The 25,698-nt window shown below is 36.9% G+C and carries 18 protein-coding genes; 4 read left to right on the top strand and 14 right to left on the bottom strand.

Features of this window, described 5'->3' with window-relative positions; translation table 11 throughout:
* Nucleotides 1-8: 8 nt before the first annotated feature.
* The 11 genes from ACH2CJ_RS08880 to ACH2CJ_RS08830 form a co-directional block, all read right to left on the bottom strand.
* Nucleotides 9-2,219: a hypothetical protein gene (locus ACH2CJ_RS08880; protein ID WP_394992188.1), complete on the bottom strand. Its 2,211-nt coding sequence runs from the start codon at nucleotides 2,217-2,219 to the stop codon at nucleotides 9-11.
* Nucleotides 2,216-3,325 (bottom strand): BatA domain-containing protein, encoded by a 1,110-nt coding sequence (locus tag ACH2CJ_RS08875; protein WP_394992187.1) that lies wholly within the window; start codon nucleotides 3,323-3,325, stop codon nucleotides 2,216-2,218. The genes ACH2CJ_RS08880 and ACH2CJ_RS08875 overlap by 4 nt, the downstream gene beginning before the upstream one ends.
* A gap of 1 nt (nucleotide 3,326) precedes the next feature.
* On the bottom strand, nucleotides 3,327-4,202 hold the full coding sequence (locus ACH2CJ_RS08870; protein ID WP_394992185.1) for a DUF58 domain-containing protein: 876 nt from the start codon (nucleotides 4,200-4,202) through the stop codon (nucleotides 3,327-3,329).
* 2 nt (nucleotides 4,203-4,204) lie between these two features.
* Entirely contained in the window at nucleotides 4,205-5,188 is a 984-nt protein-coding gene (locus tag ACH2CJ_RS08865) for an AAA family ATPase (protein WP_394992184.1), read from the bottom strand.
* Nucleotides 5,189-5,191: 3 nt separating this feature from the next.
* Entirely contained in the window at nucleotides 5,192-5,806 is a 615-nt protein-coding gene (locus ACH2CJ_RS08860; RefSeq protein ID WP_394992183.1) for a DUF4159 domain-containing protein, read from the bottom strand.
* 87 nt (nucleotides 5,807-5,893) lie between these two features.
* The gene (locus tag ACH2CJ_RS08855; RefSeq protein ID WP_394992182.1) at nucleotides 5,894-7,231 is read right to left on the bottom strand and encodes a TldD/PmbA family protein; all 1,338 of its coding nucleotides are present in this window, start codon (nucleotides 7,229-7,231) and stop codon (nucleotides 5,894-5,896) included.
* Nucleotides 7,232-7,261: 30 nt separating this feature from the next.
* A complete protein-coding gene (locus tag ACH2CJ_RS08850; protein ID WP_394992180.1) occupies nucleotides 7,262-8,917 on the bottom strand; it encodes a TldD/PmbA family protein in 1,656 nt (551 codons plus the stop codon).
* Between the two features lie 347 nt (nucleotides 8,918-9,264).
* On the bottom strand, nucleotides 9,265-10,581 hold the full coding sequence (locus ACH2CJ_RS08845) for a TldD/PmbA family protein (RefSeq protein ID WP_394992178.1): 1,317 nt from the start codon (nucleotides 10,579-10,581) through the stop codon (nucleotides 9,265-9,267).
* Nucleotides 10,582-10,689: 108 nt separating this feature from the next.
* Nucleotides 10,690-12,333: a TldD/PmbA family protein gene (locus tag ACH2CJ_RS08840; RefSeq protein ID WP_394992177.1), complete on the bottom strand. Its 1,644-nt coding sequence runs from the start codon at nucleotides 12,331-12,333 to the stop codon at nucleotides 10,690-10,692.
* Between the two features lie 737 nt (nucleotides 12,334-13,070).
* The gene (locus ACH2CJ_RS08835; RefSeq protein ID WP_394992176.1) at nucleotides 13,071-13,484 is read right to left on the bottom strand and encodes a putative toxin-antitoxin system toxin component, PIN family; all 414 of its coding nucleotides are present in this window, start codon (nucleotides 13,482-13,484) and stop codon (nucleotides 13,071-13,073) included.
* A 3-nt stretch (nucleotides 13,485-13,487) separates the two neighbouring features.
* The gene (locus ACH2CJ_RS08830) at nucleotides 13,488-13,700 is read right to left on the bottom strand and encodes a hypothetical protein (RefSeq protein WP_394992175.1); all 213 of its coding nucleotides are present in this window, start codon (nucleotides 13,698-13,700) and stop codon (nucleotides 13,488-13,490) included.
* A 222-nt stretch (nucleotides 13,701-13,922) separates the two neighbouring features.
* Between ACH2CJ_RS08830 and fusA the strand changes: the two genes are divergently transcribed.
* From fusA to ACH2CJ_RS08810, 4 genes are all read left to right on the top strand, one after another.
* Entirely contained in the window at nucleotides 13,923-16,013 is a 2,091-nt protein-coding gene (fusA, locus tag ACH2CJ_RS08825) for an elongation factor G (RefSeq protein ID WP_394992173.1), read from the top strand.
* Nucleotides 16,014-16,195: 182 nt separating this feature from the next.
* Nucleotides 16,196-17,503 (top strand): 30S ribosomal protein S12 methylthiotransferase RimO, encoded by a 1,308-nt coding sequence (gene rimO / locus ACH2CJ_RS08820; protein WP_394992171.1) that lies wholly within the window; start codon nucleotides 16,196-16,198, stop codon nucleotides 17,501-17,503.
* A gap of 120 nt (nucleotides 17,504-17,623) precedes the next feature.
* Nucleotides 17,624-19,252 (top strand): tail fiber domain-containing protein, encoded by a 1,629-nt coding sequence (locus ACH2CJ_RS08815; RefSeq protein ID WP_394992169.1) that lies wholly within the window; start codon nucleotides 17,624-17,626, stop codon nucleotides 19,250-19,252.
* A 75-nt stretch (nucleotides 19,253-19,327) separates the two neighbouring features.
* Nucleotides 19,328-21,460: a S9 family peptidase gene (locus ACH2CJ_RS08810; RefSeq protein WP_394992168.1), complete on the top strand. Its 2,133-nt coding sequence runs from the start codon at nucleotides 19,328-19,330 to the stop codon at nucleotides 21,458-21,460.
* Nucleotides 21,461-21,553: 93 nt separating this feature from the next.
* Here ACH2CJ_RS08810 and ACH2CJ_RS08805 read toward each other — a convergent pair whose 3' ends face one another.
* From ACH2CJ_RS08805 to ACH2CJ_RS08795, 3 genes are all read right to left on the bottom strand, one after another.
* The gene (locus ACH2CJ_RS08805) at nucleotides 21,554-22,039 is read right to left on the bottom strand and encodes a DUF2911 domain-containing protein (protein WP_394992166.1); all 486 of its coding nucleotides are present in this window, start codon (nucleotides 22,037-22,039) and stop codon (nucleotides 21,554-21,556) included.
* A 176-nt stretch (nucleotides 22,040-22,215) separates the two neighbouring features.
* Nucleotides 22,216-22,953 (bottom strand): ABC transporter ATP-binding protein, encoded by a 738-nt coding sequence (locus tag ACH2CJ_RS08800; RefSeq protein ID WP_394992164.1) that lies wholly within the window; start codon nucleotides 22,951-22,953, stop codon nucleotides 22,216-22,218.
* Between the two features lie 84 nt (nucleotides 22,954-23,037).
* Nucleotides 23,038-25,614, bottom strand: a complete 2,577-nt coding sequence (locus tag ACH2CJ_RS08795; protein ID WP_394992163.1) for a hypothetical protein — start codon at nucleotides 25,612-25,614, stop codon at nucleotides 23,038-23,040.
* Between the last annotated feature and the right edge of the window lie 84 nt (nucleotides 25,615-25,698).

Raw genomic sequence — 25,698 nt, 5'->3', positions numbered from 1 at the left:
GAAATTTCTTACTTTTGAAGATTTTTCCAAAATGCTTTTTCCAAAATGCTTTCGCTCGAATACGATTTATTACTGCTATTATTTTTGCTTGGCAAAATGCTACCAACTAATTGATAAAGCTTAGTTTTTAACTCATTCTTTTCATTAGCAGAAAGCTCTTTTTCGTTAATAATTTTTTGTAATAAACTCAAGATTGCCAAATTCGAGATTCTACTATTTATTACATTACCACTGAGTCTATTTTCGAGCGTTAATACTTTTTGTTTTTGAATAAAATTGAGCTTTTGTGTAGGAGTTTTCGCTTCGATGATGCCCATTACTTCGGCAATCAGTTTTTCTAATTGCTGTTGAGAATAGTTTTTTTCGCTACTAAATGCTTCATTAAATTTTGTTAATTCTCCGGTCAGGCGTTTCTCTTTTTCTTTAATCGGAGGAGGGTCGTAACTGGTCTTTTTTACAAAAACTCTGGCTTTTTGCTGTGCCAATTTTAAATATTCGAGTGCTTTTTTCTCGAAAGGCATTGCTTTTTCGGGTTCATATAATCTCAAATGTAGCTCCGACTGCCACATTTGTTCCAAAGCCATTTTCAATAAACTACGAGTCGATTGTTCATAAAAAGTGTTGGCTTCTCCATCATCGTGCGAGTGTATATAACCTTCCAAAAGCTCGGCAACGGGGTCTTTTTCATCTTGTTTATTTCCTGTGTTGTTGTGTTCATGTTCGTCTTTTTGTCCGCCCGATTCGGCTTCGTGTTCGCCTCCGTCGTGGTCATGCACGTAGCCTTTTAGCAAATCGCCATCTGTTTCCACATCGCTTGGCAAAGCGTTTGCCCCGCCAATTGTATTTTCAAATTCTTCACCCAAATATTGTCCATATCGTAATCTTAGGGCTTTTTGGTCAAAACCAATCTCATTTGAAATGCTATTAAACTCTTTTATGTTAATCTTTTTTCGCTTGGCAATAAGTTTTTCTGAATCAATAATTATTTGTCTCTGACTTCTAAAATATTCTGGAATAATATTCATAGCCATTGTCGAAAGTTCTGCTTCTTCAACATTTGCCGTATCTTTATAAACAATAAAATAGGTGTCTGATTTAGTAAAATTTGCCTCGGGTCTTTTGTTGTCAATCGCTGCCCAATAGTAATAAAGTTCATCGCCAGGCGAAAAATTTAAGGCTTTTAAGTCGATGTTTTTAGAAACATTTGCTTCTTTAAAATTATTTGCAGCAATTGGAAATTTCACTTCTCTAAATTTAACGTTTTCGCCCGAACCTCGTGCCAATGTTGCCACAATAAACGCCTGATCTACCAAGAAATCATCTGATATTTTGGCAGAAATTGAAATATTTTTAGCGTCTTTGAGATAATGAAACGTGTATAATTCTTTAGAACTTGGTTCGATTTTAGGTGCAAAATCTGGAATAGCTTCTAATCTATAATAATCTGACTGATAGACCAAAGAGTCTTTGAAATAGGCTTTGAAAGCATATAAACCCGAAGTCAATAATTGGTCAGAATATTCAAATTCATCTCCGATTTTCTTAAAATTCAACTCTTCTCCTCTATTATTTATCAATTTTACGTCTAAATTGGTCGAATTTGTAAAATTTAATTGCCATTTTAAGACCGAGCCACTTATAGCGGAAGCATTCAAATCTGATACAACTCTGATTGGAAATTTAGTATAAGTAGGAGGAGAAATAGTCAATTTAGCAGAAATGAACTGAGATTTAAGATTTGAGATAATAGAGTTGGGAGTCAGTGTTTCTTTAGATTCAGCATTTGGTAGCGATGCTTTTTTCAGAAGAGGATAAGCATAATTTATGCCTAAAGCTGCTAAAAAAATGACTAAATATATACCTAATTTCGGAGAAATGACATTGGGTATTGGCTGAGTTTCAATGTTCGACAATAATCTTTCTAATTGTAATTGCTCGGCAATATTAGGTTTTGAAATATCTAATAATTGAAGACTATACTCAGTATTATTTAGTTTTTGATGAATCAACTGAAGGGATAAACTACGTTTTTTTTGGAAAAGGCGGGTTTTGTAAGCCATTATTCCAAAACCGACCATAGCTCCTAAAATTGACAGAAAAAATGAAGAAAAAGTCGAAATAAATAAATAAATAGCCCCAGCCACCAATATACACATTACAAAAGCCGTAGCGTAGAGTTGGTAGTTTACCCAAGAAATTATTTTGCGAACTTGGTTCATGCGTTTTTCTTTAGTGCCATCCAGCGTTCAATTCCTAAAATGATAATAAAAAGCAGTAAAATGATTTTTGAAAAACCACTTTCTTCCGATATTTTAGAATGATTTTGAGATATTTTAAATAATGAACTCAATTGTTGCTGACTTAGTGGTTTTTGAATGGTTTTTAATTGGTAATGTTTTATCAATATTTCGCCCAAATATTCGGGGAGTTGCCCACTAAAAACTAAGTTTGAAATATCTTCTGTAAAATTTTCATCAAAAACAAAATCATACTTCTTTGCCGTATTCTTTTCAAAATCTATGGCGATTTCAATCTGATAAACTTGTGCTAAAGCCTTTAAAGCTGCTTCTATTGCTTGTTTTTCTGCCTTATTTGGGTTTTCAACAAGTATATTTATCGCTCCCGAATGAGTTGGTTTTTGTTCAAACCTTCCATTTGCTTCCAAAGCAAAAGCACTGCTTAATTGATTGGAAGCATTGATAAATAGTTTTCTTTTATTTGAAAAATTCAAATACGGTTTCAAAGGAATATTGAGCGAATCAATGATTGTATGAAGTGAAAACTTGTTTGGAACAAAGATATTTGGTACATCACTCAAACTTTGATTATTTATAAAATACAGCTCAAATTGCTCTTTTGGATTTTTTTGAAAAACTTTATTGATCGATGATTGAAAGATCAAAGAATTAAATTCTTGCGACGATGACAGCTTTGAAATATCATCTATTTGTTCTGTTTTTGAGTTAATCCAAAAGATTTTTTCTCCCTTTTTTTTTGCTTCTTCTAACTCAAATTTATAATTATTAACAAGCAAACTATTGGCTTGAACCAAATGTATTTTTTTAACTAAACCATTGTTATTCAGCCAATTAAATATTGGTTTACTCAAAAAGAAAGACAAAATAATCAGCAATAAACACCGAAGTAATAAAAGCAATATGTTCTCCAATCGAATACCTCTTGATTGTTGGAGGTTCTTTTCGATTAGCCAAGATGTGGCAGCCCAATTAAGTAATTTTCCTTTCTTTTGATGCCAAAAATGGAGAATTATCGGTATCGCAACCGCCAAAGCACTCCAAAGCATGAAAGGATTTATAAATTCCATTTTATAGTTTTCTTTTCTTCAATGATTCTGTAATTACGCTGGCAATTGGTTCTTGCAAAGTTGTTCTTATCAAATGAACATTGGGTATTCTGAGCGATTCTTCCAGATTTGTGAGATATTTTTCTGCTGATTTTCTAAAGTCGTCTTTAACAGCTTCGGCCTCCAATTCTATCTCTTTTCCTGTTTCTAAATCTTTGAAACGATAAAATCCTTTTAGATCAAAGTTAAGTTCTTCCTTGCCCAATATTTGAAAAACAACTACCTCTCGGCGTGGGTTTGCTATATTTTGAATCAATTTTAGCCATTCATCGCCCACTTGTAAAAAATCAGAGGCAATAATGACTAACTCTTTTTGTCGGGCGGCGTCCCGCTTTTGTTGAAATTCGGGAAATTTAGGATTAGCATTTTGCCAAATGCCATGTGCTTCTGCTTTTTCGAGTGCATATAAAATTCGCTCAAAAGCCTTTTTTCCTGATGGAACGAGTTTTTGTAATTCCCCATTTTGTAAGGAATATAAACTCAAAAGGTCGCTTTGTCTATATCCTAAATAGGCCAACGAAGCCAATAAAACTTTAGCGTATTGTAGGCGACTGACTTCTTTTTCAGCATAATTCATTGAGCCTGACAAATCTAACACTAACCTAATCTGAAAATTGCTTTCGGTGGCAGATTCTCGAACTAAATGTTTTTGAGTACGAGCAAAGAGTTTCCAATCTATTCTTTTGGGGTCGTCGCCAGGTTCGTAATGTCGATATTGTTCAAACTCAGTTCCAAGTCCAAATCTTTTACTGCCGTGAATACCCAACAATAATTCATCACTGACTAATTTTCCAGCGAGTTGTAAGTTATTGAGTTTAATGAGTTCGGATGAGAGCATGATTATCTACTATTCTTCAGTAAGTCTCTAATCACATCGTCGGTCGTTATATTCTCTGCTTCTGCTCTAAAATTCAGGGCGATGCGATGCCTCAAAACTGGATATACTAAAGTCTCAATATCTTCTGGAATGACTGAAAAACGCTCATTCAGCACCGCTCGTGCCTTCGAACAAAGTACTAATGCTTGCCCCGCACGAGGTCCTGCACCCCATTCGCACCATTGTTTCACAAAAGCAGATGTTGAGTTGGCGGGACGACTACCTCTAACTAATTGATTTACTTTAGTAATCAGTTCGTCGCTGATATGAACTTGGCGAGTGAGTTTTTGTAAATCCAAAATATCTTTATCGGTCAGAATCGTTTGAAGGTCTGGTTTGCTTAAACCCGTGGTGCTTTTCAAAACCTCCAATTCTTCTTGTTCTGAAGGATAATTTAACTTGATATACAGCAAAAAGCGGTCTAATTGAGCTTCTGGCAAAGGGTAGGTTCCAGCTTGTTCGATGGGGTTTTGTGTAGCAATGATTAAAAAAGGAAGTGGCAAGGCGTAATTTGTACCTGCATAAGTTACCTTATACTCTTGCATGGCTTCGAGCAAAGCCGCTTGCGTTTTGGGAGGTGTTCGGTTGATTTCGTCAGCTAAAACGATATTGGCGAAAATTGGTCCTTGATTAAACTTGAAGAATTTTTTACCCGTTTCGTGGTCTTCTTCCAAAATTTCGGTGCCGATTATATCTCCTGGCATTAAGTCTGGCGTAAACTGCACTCGCTTAAACTTCATGTCGAGAGTTTTAGCTAATGTACTTACCATCAATGTTTTAGCTAGTCCTGGTACGCCTTCCAACAGGCAATGACCACCAGCCAACAAGGAAATCAGAATCTCATTGATTGCCTCATGTTGCCCCACGATTACTTTGCCAATTTCTTTTTTTAAGTGTGGTAATTTTGCTACCAATAATTTATAGTGTGTAAGTTCTTTGGTTTCCAATTTCTATACTGTTAATGCGTAATTAATAATATTCACTCCAAACTTAGTATTATCCTCGGCTAAGAAGCGTTTATTCCGAAAATCGTAATCCCACTCGCAGCCGTAATCTTTATTGCTATATAAAACGCCAATTCTTCCATTGATTTGTACGGCTTTCAAATAATCATGCACGAGGTCATCTCCCCAGCCATTCAACTCAAAACTGGTTGTGGGTGGACCTTCAAACTTAAAAAAACAGTTATAAATGTCGTGCGTATTTGGTATTTTCTGCAAAGCTTTTGCTCCAAAAGTACGAGCCATTTCTTGTTCAAAAGATTTGGCAAAAAGTCCATCAATATCATGATTACAATCATCGACAAAAACAAATCCGCCATTTTCGACATATTTGCGAAAATGGTCTCTTTCTTGACTCGAAAATTCTACCAATTTATGCCCACTTAAATAGCAAAAAGGGCTTTTAAATATTTCATTACTACTCAAAAGCACTACTTTTTCTTTTTCATCAATCGGAATCGTAGTATATTCTACTAATGAATTCAAAATATTGGCAGGCATTCGCTGATCAGTGTCCCAATCTCCAGAGTTGTATTGAATTCGTGTGAAAATAAATGGTTTCATATTTTTTGCTTTAGGCATTAAGCTTTAGCAATAGGCTTTTTATCAATGTAGATTGAGCCTATTGCTAAAGCTTAATGCTTATGGCTTTTAAACTGCATCCGATAAACTTGAAAATGTAAATTCCCGAATTTTCATCGGTGGAACCATATAGTTTTGATTTGACTCGGTGCTAACTACACGTTCGGGCTTGCCCAATGTTTCAAGGTTATTCAACATAATCAAAGGACTTTCATTGAATCGAAAGTTTTTGATTGGGTATTTAATTTTACCGTCTTCGATTAAGAACGTTCCGTCACGAGTAAGCCCCGTGAGCAAGAGTGTTTGAGGGTCAACTGTGCGTATATACCATAGTTTTGTTACCAAAATGCCTTTTTTAGTACTTTTTATCATTTCATCTAAGGTTGCAGAGCCACCTTCCATAATCATATTGTTAGGATTTGGTACTGGCTTCACACCTTTTTTCTCTGCCCAATAACGTGAGTACGCAAGATTTTTAACTACACCTTTTTCAATCCAAAATCTTTTTGTTTGCGGTTGTCCATCACCTGCCCATGCAGCCGCTGGCAATTCTGGATGTGTTGGGTCAGAGTAAAATGTTATTCTTTCATCTACTATTTTTTCGCCTAATTTAGTTTTTCCACCCGCTTTGCTGAAAGACGACCGACCTTCATCGGCACTTCGGGCATCCATATCGAAATAGATATTTTCGAGCAAAACTACTGCTGCCGTTGGTTCTAAAATTACGGTGTATTTACCTGGTTCGAGGGCTTTTGCACCAACTGAACCTAATGCTTTTTGCAAAGCAATTTTTGTTGCAGCAGCTGTATCTAATTTTTTGAAATCACTATAACCTTTTGCTACATAGCCCGAACCCGTCCCATCATCAGTTCGAACGGTTAATGAAAAGTTTACACTGGAGTCAAGATAATAAGCAAACAAACCTTTTGAGTTCATCATCGCCGAAAAGCCTCTTTGGTCTTCTAAAAAACCCGCCGCCGCCAATTTTTGACCGCTTGAAATTTGAAGACTTTTGGCAACAGCATCAGCACGTGTATCGGGCGTAATGTTAGCAGTTGATTCAAAATAGCCGCTTGATTTAACATATTCTTGTGGAACTAAAACACCTACATATTCAGGGTTTTCGGGAGCAAGGCGAGCCAATTCTTCCGAACGACGAACTACCTTTTCAAGCGAAGCATCGTCAAATTCGTCAATTGTAGTTACACCAACTTTTTTACCAAAAGCTGATTGAACCGATAAGTTTTGATTAATCAAGGTACCACTTGTTGATACTTCGTTTCGGGCATAACGTAGATTTCCACGTGTTTCTCCCAGCAGATTTACTTCGCATTCATCTGCTTTTGAGTAGCTTAGAACCTTCTTTAGCAAGGCTTTAGCTTCTGCTTCATTTAATATTACAGACATTTTTTTTCGAGATTAATTGTTGAGAAATGATTAGACTTTACGAGCAGTATTAATGACGTTTACGCCGTTAAAACGTGCCGTTGAACTACCATGCGACACCGCACTTGATTGCGAAGGTTGCCCTTTTCCATCAAAGAAAGAGCCTCCCAAACGATAATCACTCTCATCACAAACTTTTACGCAAGAATTCCAGAACTCTTGTGTATTAGATTGGTAGGCTACGTCTTTCAACATTCCTGCAATTTGCCCGTCTTTTATTTCGTAATATAGCTGTCCGCCAAATTGGAAATTATATCGTTGTTGGTCAATCGAGAACGAACCATCACCAATAATATAAACACCTTTTTTTACATCTTTTATCATTTCAGCTACCGAAAGCGGTGCTTTTCCAGCCGCTAACGACACATTTGCCATACGTTGAAACTGAACTGACGACCAACTATCGGCATAGCAACAGCCATGAGAGGCGGTTTCGCCAATGATATGGGCTTGGTCACGAATGGCTTGATAATTTACCAAAGTACCATCTTTTACTAAATCCCAACGTTTGGTTTGAACACCTTCGTCGTCCCAACCAACTGCACCGAGCGAACCAACTTGCGTTTTATCAGCAAAAAGTGTTACTTCTTTGCTACCATAATTAAAGTTTTTGCTTTGCCATTTATCTAAAGTAGCAAATGATGTTCCTGCAAAATTGGCTTCATAGCCTAAAACACGGTCAAGTTCGAGTGGATGCCCAACCGATTCGTGAATTGTAAGCCATAAGTGAGATGGGTCAAGTACCAAATCGTATTTACCTGCTTCTACCGATTTTGCTGTGAGTTTTTCTTTGGCTTGTTTGGCTGCCGCAGTTACATCTTCCAGCATATCATAACCTTTATTGTAGCGAGTGGTGATACCAGCAATTTTATCACTTGGATTGGTTTGCAAATATTCGTAACCCATACCTACAGGAGCTGACAATGCTTGACGGGTTTCGAATTTACCTGATTTTGGGTCGATGGCAGTTACCGCAGCAATGGGCCAAATTCGGTGAATATCTTGGTCAATATATGAACCGTCTGACGAGGCAAAATATTTCTGTTCATTCACCATGAAAAGCACAGAGTTTACGTAGTTTGCTCCATTTTTCATGGCGGCATCATTTACGCCCAAAAGCAAATCAACTTTTTCTTTGATTGGCACTTCAAAAGCATTTCTCTGAATCGGTGCTTTCCAACTTACTTCACCAAAACCTTTTTGTGGAGCAAGTTGAACGGGTTCTTTCATTAATCTGGCATTTGCCTTCGCAATCGCTACTGCTTCTTCGGCGGCTTTGGCAGTATCTGCTTCACTTTTTGCATCTACAACTGCGGCAAAACCCCAACAACCATTGGCAATCACACGAACGCCAACACCATAAGACTCGGTATTGACAATGTTTTGCACTTTGTCTTCTCGAGTAACGATAAATTGTCGAAGGTAGCGACCAATGCGTACATCGGTGTAAGTTGCACCTTTCGCTTTGGCGGCATTGAGAGCAGCATCGGCTAAACGTTTTTTGATAGCAACATCAATAGCACTATCAAGTATTGCTTCTTGCGAAACAGCATTTCCAATAATTGGAATACCGCCCATAGGCATATTGGGCAACACCAGTCCCCCAAAACCTAAGCTGGATAATTGAATAAAATTTCTTCTTTTCAAAGCTTTTTTTTAGTTTTTGTGTATATAATGATGAATAGGTATTATTTGCTGAAATATAAAAGTAAGTATTAAACACCATTTGGAAATAATACTTTATTGGTGATTTTGATGAATGGACAAATTGTGCAGATAAGTGGTTGATGTTTTTGAAAAAAAGCACGATCTTAATGAATTTCCATAGATAATTCTAACCCTATTTGAGTATCCAAAAGTCTATAAAACACCGAAGGTGTTAAGTTATGAATAGCCACGATTGAAAATCGTGGCTATTCATGCGGCCCGCCGCCGCGGTTTAACCCATTCAGGGTTATTCCTATTTTAAAAAACGTTTTAGTCATTACCAAATTTTAAACGGCATCTGATAAACTTGAAAATGTAAAATCTCGAATTTTTAATGCAGGAATCAAATTACCGCCAACACGAGTTGGAACGCCCATTGCTTCTAAATTATTAAGCATAATTATTGGACTTTCGTTAAATCGGAAGTTTTTTATAGGAAACTTTATTTTTCCTTTTTCGATATAAAAAGTTCCGTCACGAGTAAGACCTGTGTAGAGCAATGTTTGTGGGTCAACGGCACGAATGTACCAAAAGCGAGTGACTAAAATGCCTTTTTCTGTGCCTTTGATGAGGTCTGCCAAAGATTGCGTGCCGCCAGCCATGATAAATCCTGATGGTGGGGGAACAGACTTAACGCCTTTTTTCTCAGCCCAAAATCTTGAATAATAAAGGTTTTTTACAACACCATTTTCTATCCAAGAAATTTTTTCTTGCGAACGACCATCTCCCGCAAAACCAGCTTTTGGAATTTCTAAATTGGTCGGGTCAGAATAAATATTTACGTTTGCATCAAAAAGTTTTTCACCCAAACGAGTGCCACCACCTTTTTTGCTCAAAAAACTTCTGCCTTCGTCAGCATTTCGAGCATCCATGCTTCGCATCATATTTTGAAGCAAATCTACGGCTGCCGCAGGTTCAAGAATTACCGTATATTTTCCAGGTTCTAATGCTTGGGCCGTGCTTGATGCCATTGCTTTTTGCATCGCCACTTCAGTAGAAACTTTTGTATTGAGTTTGGAAACATCATTATAATCTTGAATTGCATATCCAGAACCCAATCCGTCGTCTGTTCTTACTGTAATCGAAAAATCTACCGACGTAGATTTATTGTAGCCAAAAAGCCCTTTGCTATTGCCAATTGCCGAAAAACCAGTGGTATCTTCCAAATATCCTGCGGCTGTTAACTTCTTTTTTGAGCATGGGTCAATGCTATCAAATGCCGCTTTTGCTCTAAAGTCTGGGTTTATTTTTGCTGTACTTTCTGAATAAGTGCTTGTGTCAGAATAAGTCTGGGGTCCTAGCATCGGCACGTATTCAGGATTTTCGGGAGCTAATTTTGCAATTTCTTCTGCCCTACGAACGGTTTTCTCTAAGGAAGCATCATCAAATTCGTTGATGGTTGATGTGCCCGAACGTTTGCCAAATACTGCTGTAACTGCCAATGATAAATCGGTTGATTCGCCACTGGTTGATACTGAATTTCGAGCATAACGAATATTTCCTGTGCGACCGCCGTTGACAGCCACGCTCATTTCGTCTGATTTTGAAAATGCCAAAACTTTATCTATTATCTTTTTAGCTTCTTCTTTTGTTAATATAGCCATTTGTTTAGTTTTTTAGAAATGAGGTTCAAAGTGGTAGAGGCACAAAGCTTTTTAAAATATCAAACTATTCTCTGTGGCTTTGTGTCTTTTGCCCCTCTGAGCCTCTTTTTAGATTTTTCTTCCAGTATTAATTACATTCACGCCATTGAAGCGAGTGGTGGCACTTCCGTGCGAAACGGCACTTACTTGAGAAGGTTGCCCTTTGCCATCAAAAAACGACCCGAAAGTTCGGTAATCATCTTTGTCGCAAATCTGAACACATGAGTTCCAGAACTCTTGCGTATTTGACTGATAAGCTACATCATCTAACATTCCAACAACTTCGCCATTCTTAATTTCGTAGAACAACTGTCCGCCAAATTGGAAATTATAGCGTTGTTGGTCAATCGAATAAGAACCACGCCCAACAATGTATATACCTTTCTCCACGCCTTTAATCATATCAAGTACGCTCAGTTTTTCTTTTCCTGGACGAAGCGATATATTTGGCATTCTTTGAAACTGTACCGAATTCCAATTGTCGGCATAGCAGCAACCATGAGAAGCATTTTCACCAATGATATTTACTTGGTCACGAATGGCTTGATAATTTACCAAAATACCATCTTTTATTATATCCCACTCTTTGCAAGGAACACCTTCGTCGTCATAGCCGACAGTTCCCAAAGTATAAGGTTGTACTTTATCGGCAATAATATTTACTTGTTTGCTACCAAAATTAAAGGCTTTGGTTTTCCATTTATCCAACGTACAGAAACTTGTTCCTGCATAATTTGCTTCGTAGCCTAACACTCGGTCGAGTTCGGTTGGGTGCCCAACCGACTCATGAATGGTTAAGCCTAAATGATTGGGGTCAAGAACTAAATCATATTTTCCTGCTGCAACTGTTTTTGCTGTTAGTTTTTCTTTTGCTTGTTTAGCTGCCGTAATGGCATCTTCTACCATATCATACGAATTTCGGTAGCCAACGAGTCCATTTGGTCCAGCGATTTTTTCGCTTGCCAAACCATCCAAATATTCGTAACCCATGCCCATTGGCGAGCTGATGGCATCACGAGTTTTGAATTTTCCTGCGGCTTTATCAATGGCGGTTACTGTAAATGTGGGCCAAATACGATGCACATCTTGGTCAATGTATGAACCATCAGTTGAAGCAAAATATTTTTGTTCATTCACAAAAAACAAATTTGATGTAACAAAGCCTGCTCCATTTTCCATGGCTTTGCCGTTTACATTCATTAATAAATCTATTTTTTCTTTTATTGGTATTTGGAAGGCATTTTTAATGATGGGCGTATTCCAAACAACTTCGCCAACGCCTTTTTGTGGAGCTAAAATGACAGGCTCTTTTTGTATTTTGGCATTTGCTTTGGCAATTGCTACGGCTGTTTCGGCACATTTGGCAATGCCGTCATTACTGACATCACTCGTAGCGGCAAAACCCCAAGTTCCGTTGGCAATTACTCGAATACCGATGCCGTAAGATTCGGCATTAACGATATTCTGCACATTTTTTTCACGAGTAAATAAAAACTGTTGAAGATACCTACCAATACGAACATCGGTATAGGTTGCACCTTTCGACTTGGCAGCATTGAGAGCTACATCAGCCATTTTCTTTTTCATGGCATTGTCTGCCACTGGATTGAGCAATTGTTCGATTGAAACTTCATTGCCAAGAACTGGAATCGAAGCTCCCATCATTGCCCCCAAACCCATACCCGACAACTGGATAAAATCCCGTCTTTTCATAACTTTAAGGTGGTTGATTGAAGATAATTGTTGATACAAACAGTAAAAATGAAAAAATAAAAAATAGTAATCAATGTTTTCATCAAATATTAGACAATCGCATGAAATGATGCTACAAAATGTTTGTGTTAGATATGTTCTTGATGTAATGTTTGCTTAGTTTTGTGTAACATTTCAGGAGAAGATAGAAAATTTAACTTATCACCACCTCATAGATTTGATATTTACATGAAAAGATTTTGCATACTCTTGCTAATATGTTCGATATTCTCATCATGTCGAAAAAAAAGTGAAACATTAAATATTCTTATTCCCGAAAACTATGAAGGCTAGGTTAAAATTCAATTTGCAGAGGATTCATCATCAAATCATATAATAGTTGAAAATGGGATTTATCAAATACAAGTTTTGGGAAACCCCCTAACATTTTGTATAAATGAGCCTTTTTATGAAACAGGATAATACGATGTAAACTATTTTTATTATTCAAAAAAAAATAGTTATCAAATTAATAGTGCTGGCGAAGAGGGTTTAATTGATTATCCCAATGTTTCTAATGATGGAATGTGGGGGCAAGATACTTACGCATTTTATGTATCAATGGACTCAACATCAATGAGTAAATATGATTCATTAAGCGAATTATTAAAACCTAAAATATATAGGCGAAATAGTCAATGAGTTCTGTATCCAGTTGGCGTCTCAGCCGTTTTTAAAACAATATCTAAGAATATTTTTTAATTAATGCTCGCTAAAACACCAAGAAAAGCATCAGCCTTAATAATAGTAATTGGAGGAAAAGGAATGTGTGTCAATATATCATAATGCTTGTCATTCGTAACAAGAAAGTCAGCACCACACGCAACGGCACAGTCGCAAAATTTATCATCGTCAGGGTCTTGGGTAATCAATTTCCAGTAGTAAAAAGGTTCAATGCAAAATACATTAGAAAGATTGAGTAATTCACGAAGTTTCAAATCAGTTCGGTCATAACCAAGTCTTAGGCTTAACTGTTCTTCATATTCGCTTAAAATTTCATTACTCACATATAAATCAAAGGTTTTGTCTAACAAGGCTTGATAAATGGCGTAGTATTTAGAATAAGTAGGCAACGAAACAAGCAAAACATTAGTATCCAAAACAATATTCATGGTTTATTGGTTTGAGTCATTCAATATATCTTCCATGTCTTGGTCAGTCCATTTATTGCGTTGCCAAGCATCATCGGCAATCGAAGAAAGCCTATTAGCAAAATACTTACCTATCAAATCTTTAATTTGCGTAAGGTCTTTTTCATCAACTTGATGAGCAAACAAACGTAGTAGCTCTTGTTGCAGATTTGTGAAATGTATTTTTGTCTGTACCATACTTAATAATATTTTCAACAAAAATAAGAAAAAAAATAACACAAAACAGCTACTTCGTTAAAAAATGCACCGTTCCACCTTTACGAATATATTTAAAGAATACTAATGATTTTAAGAAAAAAACTACTACCTTTGCACCCTAATTTAAAAAGACTGTGTTTTTAACAAAAAAAGTCTTTTCAAGTAAGATATACAAATCAAAAATAATTTTAAAATAAAACAATGGCACGCGATTTAAAATACACAAGAAATATCGGTATTGCAGCCCACATTGATGCGGGTAAAACCACTACTACTGAGCGTATCCTTTATTATGCTGGCGTTAGTCACAAAATTGGTGAGGTTCACGATGGAGCAGCAACAATGGACTGGATGGAACAAGAGCAAGAAAGAGGTATTACCATCACTTCGGCAGCAACAACCGTAGATTGGGACTACCGTGGCGACAAATACCATATCAATATTATTGACACACCTGGTCACGTTGATTTTACGGTTGAAGTAAATCGTTCATTACGTGTATTAGATGGTCTTGTGTTTTTGTTTAGTGCCGTTGATGGTGTTGAGCCTCAGTCAGAAACTAACTGGCGTTTGGCAAACAATTATAACGTTGCTCGTTTGGGTTTTGTTAATAAAATGGATCGCTCTGGTGCCGATTTCTTGAACGTGTGTAAGCAGGTTAAAGAAATGTTGGGTAGCTACGCTGTGCCATTACAATTACCAATTGGTGCTGAAGAAAACTTTAAAGGTGTAGTTGATTTGGTAAACTTCCGTGGAATTGTTTGGAATGAAGATGATAAAGGAATGACTTTTTCGGAGGTTCCTATTCCTGACGATATGCTTGAAGAAGCAACCGAATACCGTGAAAAATTACTCGAAGCTGTTGCCGAATTTGACGACACTTTGATGGAAAAATATTTTGAAGACCCAGCATCTATCACAGAGGCTGAAATTTTGGCAGCTCTTCGTGCGGCAGTTGTTTCGATGAAAATCGTTCCGATGCTTTGCGGTTCTTCTTTCAAAAATAAAGGTGTTCAAACAATGCTTGACTACGTGATGGCTCTTTTGCCTTCACCAATGGACAAGGAAGCAATCATCGGAACAAACCCCGATACTGGTGCAGAAGTAATTCGCAAGCCTTCGGAAAGCGAGCCATTTGCAGCTTTGGCATTTAAAATTGCAACTGACCCTTATGTTGGTCGTTTGTGCTTTATTCGTGCTTACTCAGGTGGTTTGGATGCAGGTTCTTATGTTTTGAACAACCGTTCGGGAAACAAAGAGCGTATCTCTCGTATCTTCCAAATGCACGCTAATAAGCAAAACTCAATTCCAAGATTAGGTGCTGGTGATATCGGTGCGGTAGTAGGATTTAAAGATATTAAGACTGGTGATACTTTATCTGACGAAAAACACCCTATCGTGTTAGAATCAATGGTATTCCCTGAGCCTGTAATTGGTTATGCAATTGAGCCTAAAAAATCGGCTGACCAAGATAATTTCTCGAAAGCTATCACTAAGCTAATCGAAGAAGACCCAACGCTTACAGTTGAAACTAACGAAGAAACAGGTCAAACTATCATGCGTGGTATGGGCGAGCTTCACCTCGAAATTATCATTGACCGTATGCGTCGTGAATTTAAGGTTGAAATCAATCAAGGTGCTCCGCAAGTAGCTTATAAAGAAACAATTACGAAGTCTTACGAACACCGTGAAGTTTATAAAAAACAATCGGGTGGTCGTGGTAAGTTTGCTGATATTTCATTTGAAATTAGCCCTCGTGAAGATGGACTTCCTGGTTTAGAATTTGTAAACAATATTGTTGGTGGTATTATTCCTAAAGAATTTATTCCATCAGTACAAAAAGGATTTGAGCAAGCAATGGTCAATGGCCCTTTGGCTGGCTTTCCAGTTGATTCAATGAAAGTTCGTTTGTTTCACGGTTCTTACCATGATGTCGATTCAGACTCAATCTCTTTTGAATTGGCAGGACGTTTAGGTTTCAAAGAAGCGGCTCGTAATGCTGGTCCAAAAATTCTTGAGCCAATCATGGCAGTAGAAGTTTTGACTCCCGACGAATATACAGGCCCAATCACTGGTGACTTGAACCGTCGTCGTGGTATGATGAAAGGAATGGATACAAAAGCTGGCTCACAAGTTATCAAGGCTGATGTGCCTTTGTCAGAATTGTTCGGTTATGTAACTGACCTTCGTACAATGTCATCGGGTCGTGCAACTGCTAACTTGACATTTGCTCATTACGAAATCGTTCCGCAAAACATCGCTGATGCCGTAATTAAGAAAGTAAAAGAATAGTCGATAGATATATCAAAAGAAAAAAAATCCTTCATTGAAAATGAAGGATTTTTTTATCTCCAATAAAGTAAATTTCGGTTAAAATTCTTCCAAAATGTATTGCTTTTAGGTAAACAAGCTATTTTTTCCGAACTTTGCAGAAAATGCGGTGCGATTCTCCAAAATCGCCAAAAAATATAAAAATGAAGACAAAAGGAATAGTAAAAAATAAAATCAATATTGTAACGCTTGGTTGTTCAAAAAACATCGTTGATTCAGAAGTACTTTTTACGCAGCTCAAAGGCAATGGCATGAAAGTTACACACGAATCTAAAAAGGATGATTCTAATATTGTTATAATTAATACTTGCGGATTTATTGATAATGCCAAGCAAGAATCTATAGATACCATTCTTCGGTATGTGGATGCAAAAGAAGCTGGAATTGTGGACAAAGTTTACGTAACTGGCTGCTTATCACATCGTTACAAAGATGAACTGTCAATAGAAATGCCCACAGTTGATGCGTGGTTTGGGACAAATGAATTACCTCGAATGCTGAAAACGCTGAAAGCGGACTATAAACACGAATTAGTAGGAGAAAGACTTCTAACCACCCCAGCTCATTACGCCTACCTAAAAATTGCCGAAGGTTGCGACCGCCCTTGTAGCTTCTGTGCTATTCCGATTATGCGTGGAAAACACGTTTCTCGCCCTGCCGACGAATTGGTTTTGGAAGCTAAAAACTTAGCTCGAAAAGGTACAAAAGAACTCATTCTGATTGCCCAGGATTTGACTTATTATGGCTTAGATATTTATAAAAAACGCAATTTAGCAGAGCTTCTCGATAAGCTTTCTGACGTTGAGGGTATCGAATGGATTCGTTTGCAATATGCTTATCCTTCGGGATTTCCAATGGATGTTTTAGATGTAATTAAAAATCGCTCGAACGTTTGTAAATATTTGGATATGCCGCTGCAACACGGTTCGTCCGAAATGTTGAAAATCATGCGAAGAGGCATCGACCGTCCAAAAACAGAGGCCTTGATAAATACAATTCGTGAAAAAGTGCCAGAAATGGCTATTAGAACAACCTTAATTGCAGGACATCCTGGCGAAACTGAGGAATATTTTGAAGAAATGTATGAGTTTGTAGAAAAAATGCGTTTCGACAGATTAGGTGTTTTCCAATATTCGCACGAAGACGATACCCATTCGTTTTCGTTGCCCGATGATATTCCTGCAGCATTAAAGCAAGAACGCACCGATATTATCATGGAACTGCAACAAGGTATTTCGGCAGAGTTGAATCAAGCAAAAATTGGTAAAACATTCAAAGTTTTATTTGATAGAAAAGAAGGTGGCTATTTTATTGGAAGAACTGAATTTGACTCACCCGAAGTAGATAATGAAGTACTTGTTCCAGCCTCACAATATGTCCGTTTGGGTGATTTTGCAAATGTAAAAATCAACAATGCCGAAGAATTTGATTTATATGGAGATTTAGTATAGTTTATTGATAATCAAATAGTTATCTTGTAAAAACAAACCTTTTCCGTAAAGTAAAATTAATCCACTTTTTTTGGAGGGAATCGAAAACTTAACGAACTTCGTTAAAAAACCTCGACTCCCATGAAAAAATCACTCTATCTTCTCGTTAACTTACTGTTAATTAGCCAATTAACTACTGCCCAATCTGTAACTTTAGCTACCACAACCACCAATCCAACGAGTGGCACAGTATTTTATAACAACGGCACTAACCAACTCCAATATTGGAATGGCACGGCTTGGATACCTATTACTAACGCAGCTGCTGGCACGGGTTGGGCATTAAATGGCAACAACATCAATAACAATAATACTGGCAATGTGGGTATTGGTACTTCTACTCCAAAAGCAACTTTCAATGTAGCTTATGGGAAAACAGTGCTTTTGGGATCTGACACTACAGGTGTTGGGAATAAACTAATTTGGTATCCAAGCAAAGGAGCTTTTAGGGTAGGCTCACTTGATACTTATTCTCCTAATAATTGGGATTACATAAATGTTGGAAATGCTTCCTTGGCGACTGGTCAAGCCACAATAGCTAAAGGTTACTTATCCACGGCGATGGGATATGATACAAAAGCACTTGGAACTTCTTCCACAGCTTTTGGTAGTGGATCACTTGCGGATGGATATGTTTCTACAGCCTTGGGAAACCAAACATATGCTAGTGGACAATACTCGACTGCTATGGGAACGAACACAAAAGCCAGTGGGACTTCTTCTACTGCAATGGGAGAGGGCACAATTGCCAGTGGGCCTTCTTCTAATGCAATGGGAAGTTATAATGTGAACGTTCCAAATGCTTTGCTAATGATTGGAAATGGAACATACGGTTCTCATTCAAATGCTCTCACAGTGATGAATGACGGAAAAGTAGGTATTGGAACAACTGCACCTGCACCACTTCATGTAACTACAAGTGCCTCGCTTTCAAATTCCACTAATCATTATTTTAGTTGGGCAACAGGAAGTAGCATTACAACCTTAGCAAATGCTTTTCACGATATTGGAATCCTTTCTGAATACGACATTGTTACCAAAAACTCCTTTGTTTCTTCCCAAACTGTTACCACTTCCGATGCTCGTATCAAAAATATCATTGGCTTATCCAATAATCAGCAAGATTTAGCCAAAGTTTGCCAAATACAAATTACAGATTATCACTACAAAGATGTGGCTAACTGGGGAAATCAAACTTTCAAAAAAGTAATCGCTCAACAAGTCGAGGAGGTTTATCCACAAGCCGTCAAGAAAATGACTTCTACAATTCCTGATATTTATTCCTTAGCCGAAAAAGTTGTTTATGACGAAACAAATAAAAAGCTAACTGTTTCATTATCAAAAAACTACGAGATAAGAATCGACGATAAAATTGAATTCGTTCACGAAAAGCACGGTAAAATTCAAGCGATTGTAGAATCCGTTTCGGGCAATAGTTTTACCGTCAGAGATTGGCAATATCCGACGGATAAAATCTTTGTGTATGGGCGAGAAGTAAATGATTTCCGTTCAGTAGATTATGAAGCAATTTCGATGCTGGGTATCAGTGCCATTCAACAATTGGCAAAGGAAAATGAAGCATTGAAAAGTAAATTTACAACTGAAAATGATTTGCTAAAAAAGCAAATGGCAGACCTAAATATGCGTTTCGAACACCTCGAAGCAATGATGACAAAAGAAATAAAAACAATCGAAAAATTAAATAATTGAGCTATATTAATGCCCAAATTATCATTTATGCTTTTTAGACCAAAACTCTAAAAATAAACTTTAAAACAAACAAATATGAGAATTCTCCTAACCCTTATTTTCCTCTCAAACTTAGTTTTTGCCCAAACAGGCAAAGAAAAAGTAGTCGTAACAGACCTTACCCGAATCAAACAAATTGGTACTATCGCCGCATCACCAGATGGGAAAAAAGCTATTTTTGCAGTCAAAACCTCTGAGCCAAATGAAGAAAACAAACTCGAATACGATTACCGTGTTCATGTTTACTTAACTGATTATCAATCTGTTAGACAAATAACAAGAGGTCCTGAGAGTGTTAATGGAGCTATTTGGTCGCCTGATTCTAAACAAATTGCTTTTGCGAGAAATGTCAAAGGAAAATCTCAAATTTTTGTTATGCCGCTTGATGGTGGCGAGGCTTTTCAACTAACTGACTCAAAATACGGAGCATCAAGCCCTAATTGGTCAAAAGATGGCACAAAGATTTCGTTTAGCGTTGGACTTTCAATGACCGAACTTTTAAAAGATTCTTTATTAAACCCTCAAAAGGGTGTTCCTGCGTGGTCATTAGAAAAACCAGGTTTTAAGAATAATGAGTTTTTGAAACCTAATAAAAATGTAAAACCAAATCCTGACGGTACAATCGAAGAGATTCGTGCGTATTTAGATAAAGATGTAGAAGACAAAAAAGCCAAAGTTTTTAATCGTCTAAGTTTTCAAGGAGAATCAACAACTCAGCCCGAACTGACTTTCAACCATATTTTTGTGATTGATGTAAAAGAAGGTGCTAAAGCAATACCTATCACCAAGGGTTTTATGAGTTATAATGGTGGGACGTGGCTTGAAAATGGCGGAATGGTAGTGACAACAGATTTAGACTCCATGCAACACCCCGACCGCGAGCAAAGTTCTAAAGTATTGATAATGAATGCCGACGGCTCAAACAAAAAAATGTTTTTGGGTGAAAAAGGTAAATCTTTCAATAGTATTACGTTTTCGCCAGACGGTAAAAGTGTTGCGTTTATTAAATCAACATCTGAAGGTGTTAATATAGGTGAATTATTCATTGCCAATGCTGACGGAAGTAATCCACAGGCAATAAAGTTTGACCGCTCTATAAGCGGTATTACTTGGTCGAAAGAGTCAAAATTTATTTATTTTACAGCACAGTCAAATGGTGGGCAGCCCATGTTTCGTCTTGATGCCAAAACTTTAAAAACGGAGCAACTAACAGATTTTGAGTCGGGAATTACTGGTTTCGACTTATCTGCCGATAAAATTGTTTATGCAAAAACCGAAGTAGCAAATCCAAATGAGCTTTATGTAGCAGATTTACAGATGAAAAATGCTGTAAAACTCACTTCTGTAAATGATTGGGTAAAAAATAAAGCATTGAGTTTTCCAGAAAAAAGAATTTATACCAATACAAAAGGACAAAAAATCGAGTATTGGATAATGAAACCGAGTAATTTCGAGGTTGGCAAAAAATACCCATTATTGCTTAATATGCATGGTGGACCAACTGCTATGTGGGGGCCGGGGGAGTTTTCGATGTGGCATGAGTTACAATATTTTTGTTCGCAAGGCTATGGCGTTGTTTATGCCAATCCTCGTGGTTCGGGCGGGTATGGTTTAGATTTCTTGCGAGCTAATATTAAAGATTGGGGAACGGGCCCCGCAGAAGATGTACTTGCTGCTGAGTCTGACGCAGCAAAATTAGCTTGGGTTGATACTTCTCGCCAAGTAATTACGGGTGGCTCGTATGCGGGCTATCTTACAGCTTGGATTGTTGGACATGACAATCGTTTCAAAGCAGCATTTGCACAACGTGGTGTTTATGATTTAACAACTTTTTTGGGTGAGGGCAATGCTTGGCGATTGATTCCAAGTTATTTCAATTTTCCGTGGAATGATAAAAGCGAAGGCGTTTTAGAATCAAATTCACCCTATTCTTTTGTTGATAAAATTCGTACTCCGTTACTCATTAAACATGGAGAAAATGACCTGCGTACTGGCCCAATTCAGAGCGAAATGATGTATAAATCGATGAAAATCATGGGCAAAGAAGTAGAGTATGTAAGAATGCCAGGGGCAACTCACGAACTTTCTCGCACAGGAAATGTTCGCCAAAGAATTGACCGTATGCTACGCATTTATGAATTTTTTGAGCGATTTATTGGGGTGAAGTAATACCATATTGACGGCTTAGTAAGCCCAGTTGTACTTTCACAAAAAAAGCCGAGGCAAGTGCCTCGGCTTTTTATTACTACACTTACCTAAACCCTAAAACTCCATAGGAACGACAACACTTGTCGTATCCCAGGAAATGGTTAAAATCTTATCGTTAGTAGTAATTGTTAATTTCTCTACTACGTCTTTTAATGTTTTTACAGGAAGGCTTACTTCAACTACATTTTTGTCTTTAACTTTTTCGTAGCCATAAGCACCCCACTGCTTCAATTCGCTATTCAAAATAATTGTCCACTCTTTTTCTCCTAATTTTGAGAAAAGTGAATATGTACCTGCTTTCACAGATTTACCACCAAATTTTCCGTCTTTCTTAAAAGTAATTTCGGTTGCCTCATTAGCACCTGTACGCCACACTGTTCCAAATTTTTCTAATCCACCAAAAACAACACGACCTTTTTTAGATGGTTGTCCATAAGAAACTTTTACATTAGCACTTTCTGCTGAAACTCGTGGACTTTGTGCAAATGTCAAGGTGCTGATTGTCAGCATTAAAGCAAAAAATAATAATCCTTTTTTCATTCTAAGTTAGATTTATATTGAGATAGAGATATATGATATAAACGATAAATGTTAGGTTTTAGTTTTCAAAAATTAGCTTTTTGTGAAAAAAGTATTTTTTTACTGCGTAAATTCAATTTTTTTGAGAGTTTGAGAGATGAATTACTATTAATTTATAGAAATTTAGATTTCCCCCGTTATTCTTTCACTTTTTCAGCAAAAATCATTGCCATTTCTCGTGGATTAGTAGGGTTTGAATTTGTCGTATCAGATTCAACCAAACCGTCACGTAAACGAATAATCCGATGTGCGTATCTTGCAATATCTTCTTCGTGCGTAACCATTACAATTGTATTTCCTTTCGAATATAATTCATCGAAAAGCTCCATAATTTCGTACGAAGTTCGTGAATCTAAATTTCCAGTTGGCTCATCGGCGAGCAAAATACTTGGGTCATTGACCAATGCACGGGCGATGGCAACACGCTGCCGTTGTCCGCCCGAAAGTTCATTCGGTTTGTGATGAGCTCTATTATCTAAACCAACATTTTTGAGGGTTAGCATTGCCTTTTCGGTGCGTTGCGATTTTGAATACCCAGCATAAATCAATGGCAAAGCTACATTTTCGAGAGCAGATTGGCGAGGGAGCAAATTAAATGTCTGAAATACGAAGCCAATTTCTTTGTTTCTTATTTCAGCTAATTCATTATCACTCATGCTACTTACATCATTGTTGTTCAAAATATATCTTCCCCCCGTAGGCGAATCCAAACAACCTATTATATTCATCAGGGTAGATTTTCCAGAGCCAGATGGCCCCATAAATGCTACATACTCACCTTTATTGACCGAAATCGTTACCGATTTTAAGGCATCAATAATTTCGCTACCCATGATGTAGCGTTTAGAAATATTGGTTGTTTCGATAATTTTCATACAGAAGACCCTATTGATTTTCGTGCGGAGCTAAAATTTGAAAGCAAGGCACGTTTAAGTTTTTATGAATCCAAATTTATAGAATCAATTAAAACCGTCCTTACTTTTTTCCATCAATGCTTTTTGGGCTTGATAGGTGGAAAGAAACGCTTGATAATCGGCAGGAGTAGCCAACTGTTTTAACTTTAATAAACCATCTTCGGCGTAGTCAGCCATGCCGATTTTGAGCGATTGTTGGGTATAAAGTTTCCATAATTCTACGGAATTATCATTCACCTCAATGGCTTTAAAAATGTAGTTATACGCATCATTCGGCTTTTTTAAAGTTGTATTATAAAAGTCTAAAACTTTGCTTAAAACAAATGGGTTTAGAGGGTTTTCTGCTAAAACTTTATCAAATTCGGCTTTGGTTTTGGTATTTGCCAATAATTCTGCTGCTTGAGCTATTTGAAAATCGTTAATCGTTTTTTTATAATCTTGTTTTTGTAAAATTTCTACCGAAGAAAAATCTCCTGCTTTAATCAAATAGGCAACCGCTTTGTCATAAACGCCCTGTTGCAAAAACCACATTCCCGCCACTTGATTATACAAAACTTTATGTTTTGTTGAGTCATTTGCCAAAACCGAAAGCTGTTTCATACCCTCTAATTTATTTTCTTTGAAAAAGTTCCTCGCCGAAACCGCAAACTCTAAGTCTTCATAAAATGAATTATTGGCTTCTTTTCGCTGAATGTTTTGCAAATCTTTACTCGAATAAGGAAACTGGCGATTATTGAACGAAGCTAAATTATAAAGTAAAGCAAATTGGCTCACATTCAGAGCCGAATCTGGGGCAAGTTCAAGATTAGTAGAAGCATCACGTTTTAATTTTTTATTTAATGCAGCCCGATTCGCCTGAAGACTCAAATAAGTCGATTTTTCTTTATCAAATACTAATTTATTCAAATCTTCTGTTTTTTGGCTGCCATGTTTTAAATGATAGGCTAATAAATTTGTTTCTGCCAAATCGCATTGTGTACAGTTTTCCTTCGCCAAAGTCAAATAATGAAGCGTGGAATCTGTAATCTTACTTTTTTCATACAAAAAAGCAAGGTTAGTTAGCAATTGTTGGTTTTTAGGGAATTTACTTACGCCTTCACGCATCGAAAACAAAGCATCAAAAAACATATCCTTTTCCTGCAAAACCTTACTCAAACCAATATATGCAAACGGACTTGGGTTTTTCTCTAAAGCATTTTTCAGGAAAAGACCTGTATTTTCTTTATCGTTGGAGTTTATTGCCAAGGAAGCTAAAGCATAATTTGATTTATGGTTTCTGATATCAAAATGTAGGGCTTCTTTATAAAATGTTTCGGCAAACGGAGCATCGTTTTCGGCAGTATAAAAATCACCAATGGTATTATAATAACCGGCTTTTGTTTGATAATAATTATTGTAACTTTTGGAGGAAATAAGTACGAATACTATAATAACCGCCGCCATGCGAAAAAGCATTAATTCAAAAAACTTAGGTTTATACATTATTTTGTGTACTTCTAAGCCTTTTTGCAAGGGTTGAACAAAATTGATCAAAACATACAGAAAAAATGCCAAACCCATTGCCAAATGTGCGTATGATATAAAATCTGCGATTGCTTCGATAAGAGGGTCATTGGCTGTGGCGAAAGCAAAGCCAATTGTTGCCGTAGAAATAATAGCCATTCCTAAAAAAAGCCACGAACCAATGGTGCGAAAATTGAAGAAATTTGCTTGTTCGCAATAATTTCTAAAACCCCAAATGCCCAATACAAGCGAAAACAAGTATAAAACCAAAGGATTAATGGAAAGAATGTTCCAGTTGATGTATTGAGATTTTTCAAGAAAAATCATTAATACATTTAGTAAATAAATGCTCGATATGATTAAAAATTGTGGCAAATGATTACGGTTTTTTACGCCCGAATTTGAAACCACCCAAACCAACCCTGCCAATATTTCATGCGAAATAAATATAATAAATATGGCGGTCAAGGTAATTGCCGAAAGTAAACCATAAGAAGCAATTGCCAAGGCTGGCTGAGGTATTTTAGTTGAGAAAGTAACTAAAATAATGGAGATAATTGTCAAGACAAGAAACGAAAGCAACTTTTTGAGAAAATTTGTTTGAGGAGCGAATGTATTAAAATAAAAAGCCGAACCAGCAAAAACACCAAAAGCTCCTAAAAAAGCTACTTGATTGATAATGTTAAAAATATTTTCTAAGTGAAAGGTTATAAATACTCCCGCCAAAACTATCATTCCACCCAAAAACCAATAACGGCTCATGCTCGAAAAAGCAACAAGTAAAAGATTCAATCCGAAAATAAATAAACCTAAAAACACATAATTAGCAAGCATATTTATTGACATTGCCGAAGCCAAAAACCGTTCTTTTACTATATAAGCATTGCCATTAACAGTAAATTTTAAACGGGCGGCGTTCTGTATTCCGTCAGAAAAAGAATCTAAAGCTGTTGGAATTTCATCAAGTTCGCTCAAAATGTCCCAATGTAATACATTTTCGAGTCCACGAATCCAATAAATACCCAAAAGAGTAATTGAGAAAAGTAGAATTATTAGAATAGAAAGAAAACTAAATCGTTCGGTTTTAAGCCAATTTTGCCAAAAAAAGAGTTTTTGCATAAAAATATAAAGAGTTTTTCCACGTGAAACACCAATTTATCCACAGCTTGTTCACACGGATAATAAATATTTGAGCTGTGAAGA

The organism is Emticicia sp. (genome assembly GCF_043780375.1).
GTDB lineage: Bacteria > Bacteroidota > Bacteroidia > Cytophagales > Spirosomataceae > Emticicia.
The sequence above is the reverse complement of the archived record's forward strand: the minus strand, read 5'-3'. Positions and strand labels throughout refer to the sequence as shown.

What these genes read in the sequence shown, in the direction of transcription:
- rimO (WP_394992171.1), top strand. Translation starts at nt 16,196, where the DNA reads ATGAAGACAAAAGGAATAGTAAAAAATAAAATCAATATTGTAACGCTT.
- ACH2CJ_RS08875 (WP_394992187.1), bottom strand. Translation starts at nt 3,325, where the DNA reads ATGGAATTTATAAATCCTTTCATGCTTTGGAGTGCTTTGGCGGTTGCG.
- ACH2CJ_RS08800 (WP_394992164.1), bottom strand. Translation starts at nt 22,953, where the DNA reads ATGAAAATTATCGAAACAACCAATATTTCTAAACGCTACATCATGGGT.
- ACH2CJ_RS08830 (WP_394992175.1), bottom strand. Translation starts at nt 13,700, where the DNA reads ATGGTACAGACAAAAATACATTTCACAAATCTGCAACAAGAGCTACTA.
- ACH2CJ_RS08835 (WP_394992176.1), bottom strand. Translation starts at nt 13,484, where the DNA reads ATGAATATTGTTTTGGATACTAATGTTTTGCTTGTTTCGTTGCCTACT.
- ACH2CJ_RS08855 (WP_394992182.1), bottom strand. Translation starts at nt 7,231, where the DNA reads ATGTCTGTAATATTAAATGAAGCAGAAGCTAAAGCCTTGCTAAAGAAG.
- ACH2CJ_RS08840 (WP_394992177.1), bottom strand. Translation starts at nt 12,333, where the DNA reads ATGAAAAGACGGGATTTTATCCAGTTGTCGGGTATGGGTTTGGGGGCA.
- ACH2CJ_RS08815 (WP_394992169.1), top strand. Translation starts at nt 17,624, where the DNA reads ATGAAAAAATCACTCTATCTTCTCGTTAACTTACTGTTAATTAGCCAA.
- fusA (WP_394992173.1), top strand. Translation starts at nt 13,923, where the DNA reads ATGGCACGCGATTTAAAATACACAAGAAATATCGGTATTGCAGCCCAC.
- ACH2CJ_RS08880 (WP_394992188.1), bottom strand. Translation starts at nt 2,219, where the DNA reads ATGAACCAAGTTCGCAAAATAATTTCTTGGGTAAACTACCAACTCTAC.
- ACH2CJ_RS08805 (WP_394992166.1), bottom strand. Translation starts at nt 22,039, where the DNA reads ATGAAAAAAGGATTATTATTTTTTGCTTTAATGCTGACAATCAGCACC.
- ACH2CJ_RS08810 (WP_394992168.1), top strand. Translation starts at nt 19,328, where the DNA reads ATGAGAATTCTCCTAACCCTTATTTTCCTCTCAAACTTAGTTTTTGCC.
- ACH2CJ_RS08795 (WP_394992163.1), bottom strand. Translation starts at nt 25,614, where the DNA reads ATGCAAAAACTCTTTTTTTGGCAAAATTGGCTTAAAACCGAACGATTT.
- ACH2CJ_RS08845 (WP_394992178.1), bottom strand. Translation starts at nt 10,581, where the DNA reads ATGGCTATATTAACAAAAGAAGAAGCTAAAAAGATAATAGATAAAGTT.
- ACH2CJ_RS08870 (WP_394992185.1), bottom strand. Translation starts at nt 4,202, where the DNA reads ATGCTCTCATCCGAACTCATTAAACTCAATAACTTACAACTCGCTGGA.
- ACH2CJ_RS08860 (WP_394992183.1), bottom strand. Translation starts at nt 5,806, where the DNA reads ATGAAACCATTTATTTTCACACGAATTCAATACAACTCTGGAGATTGG.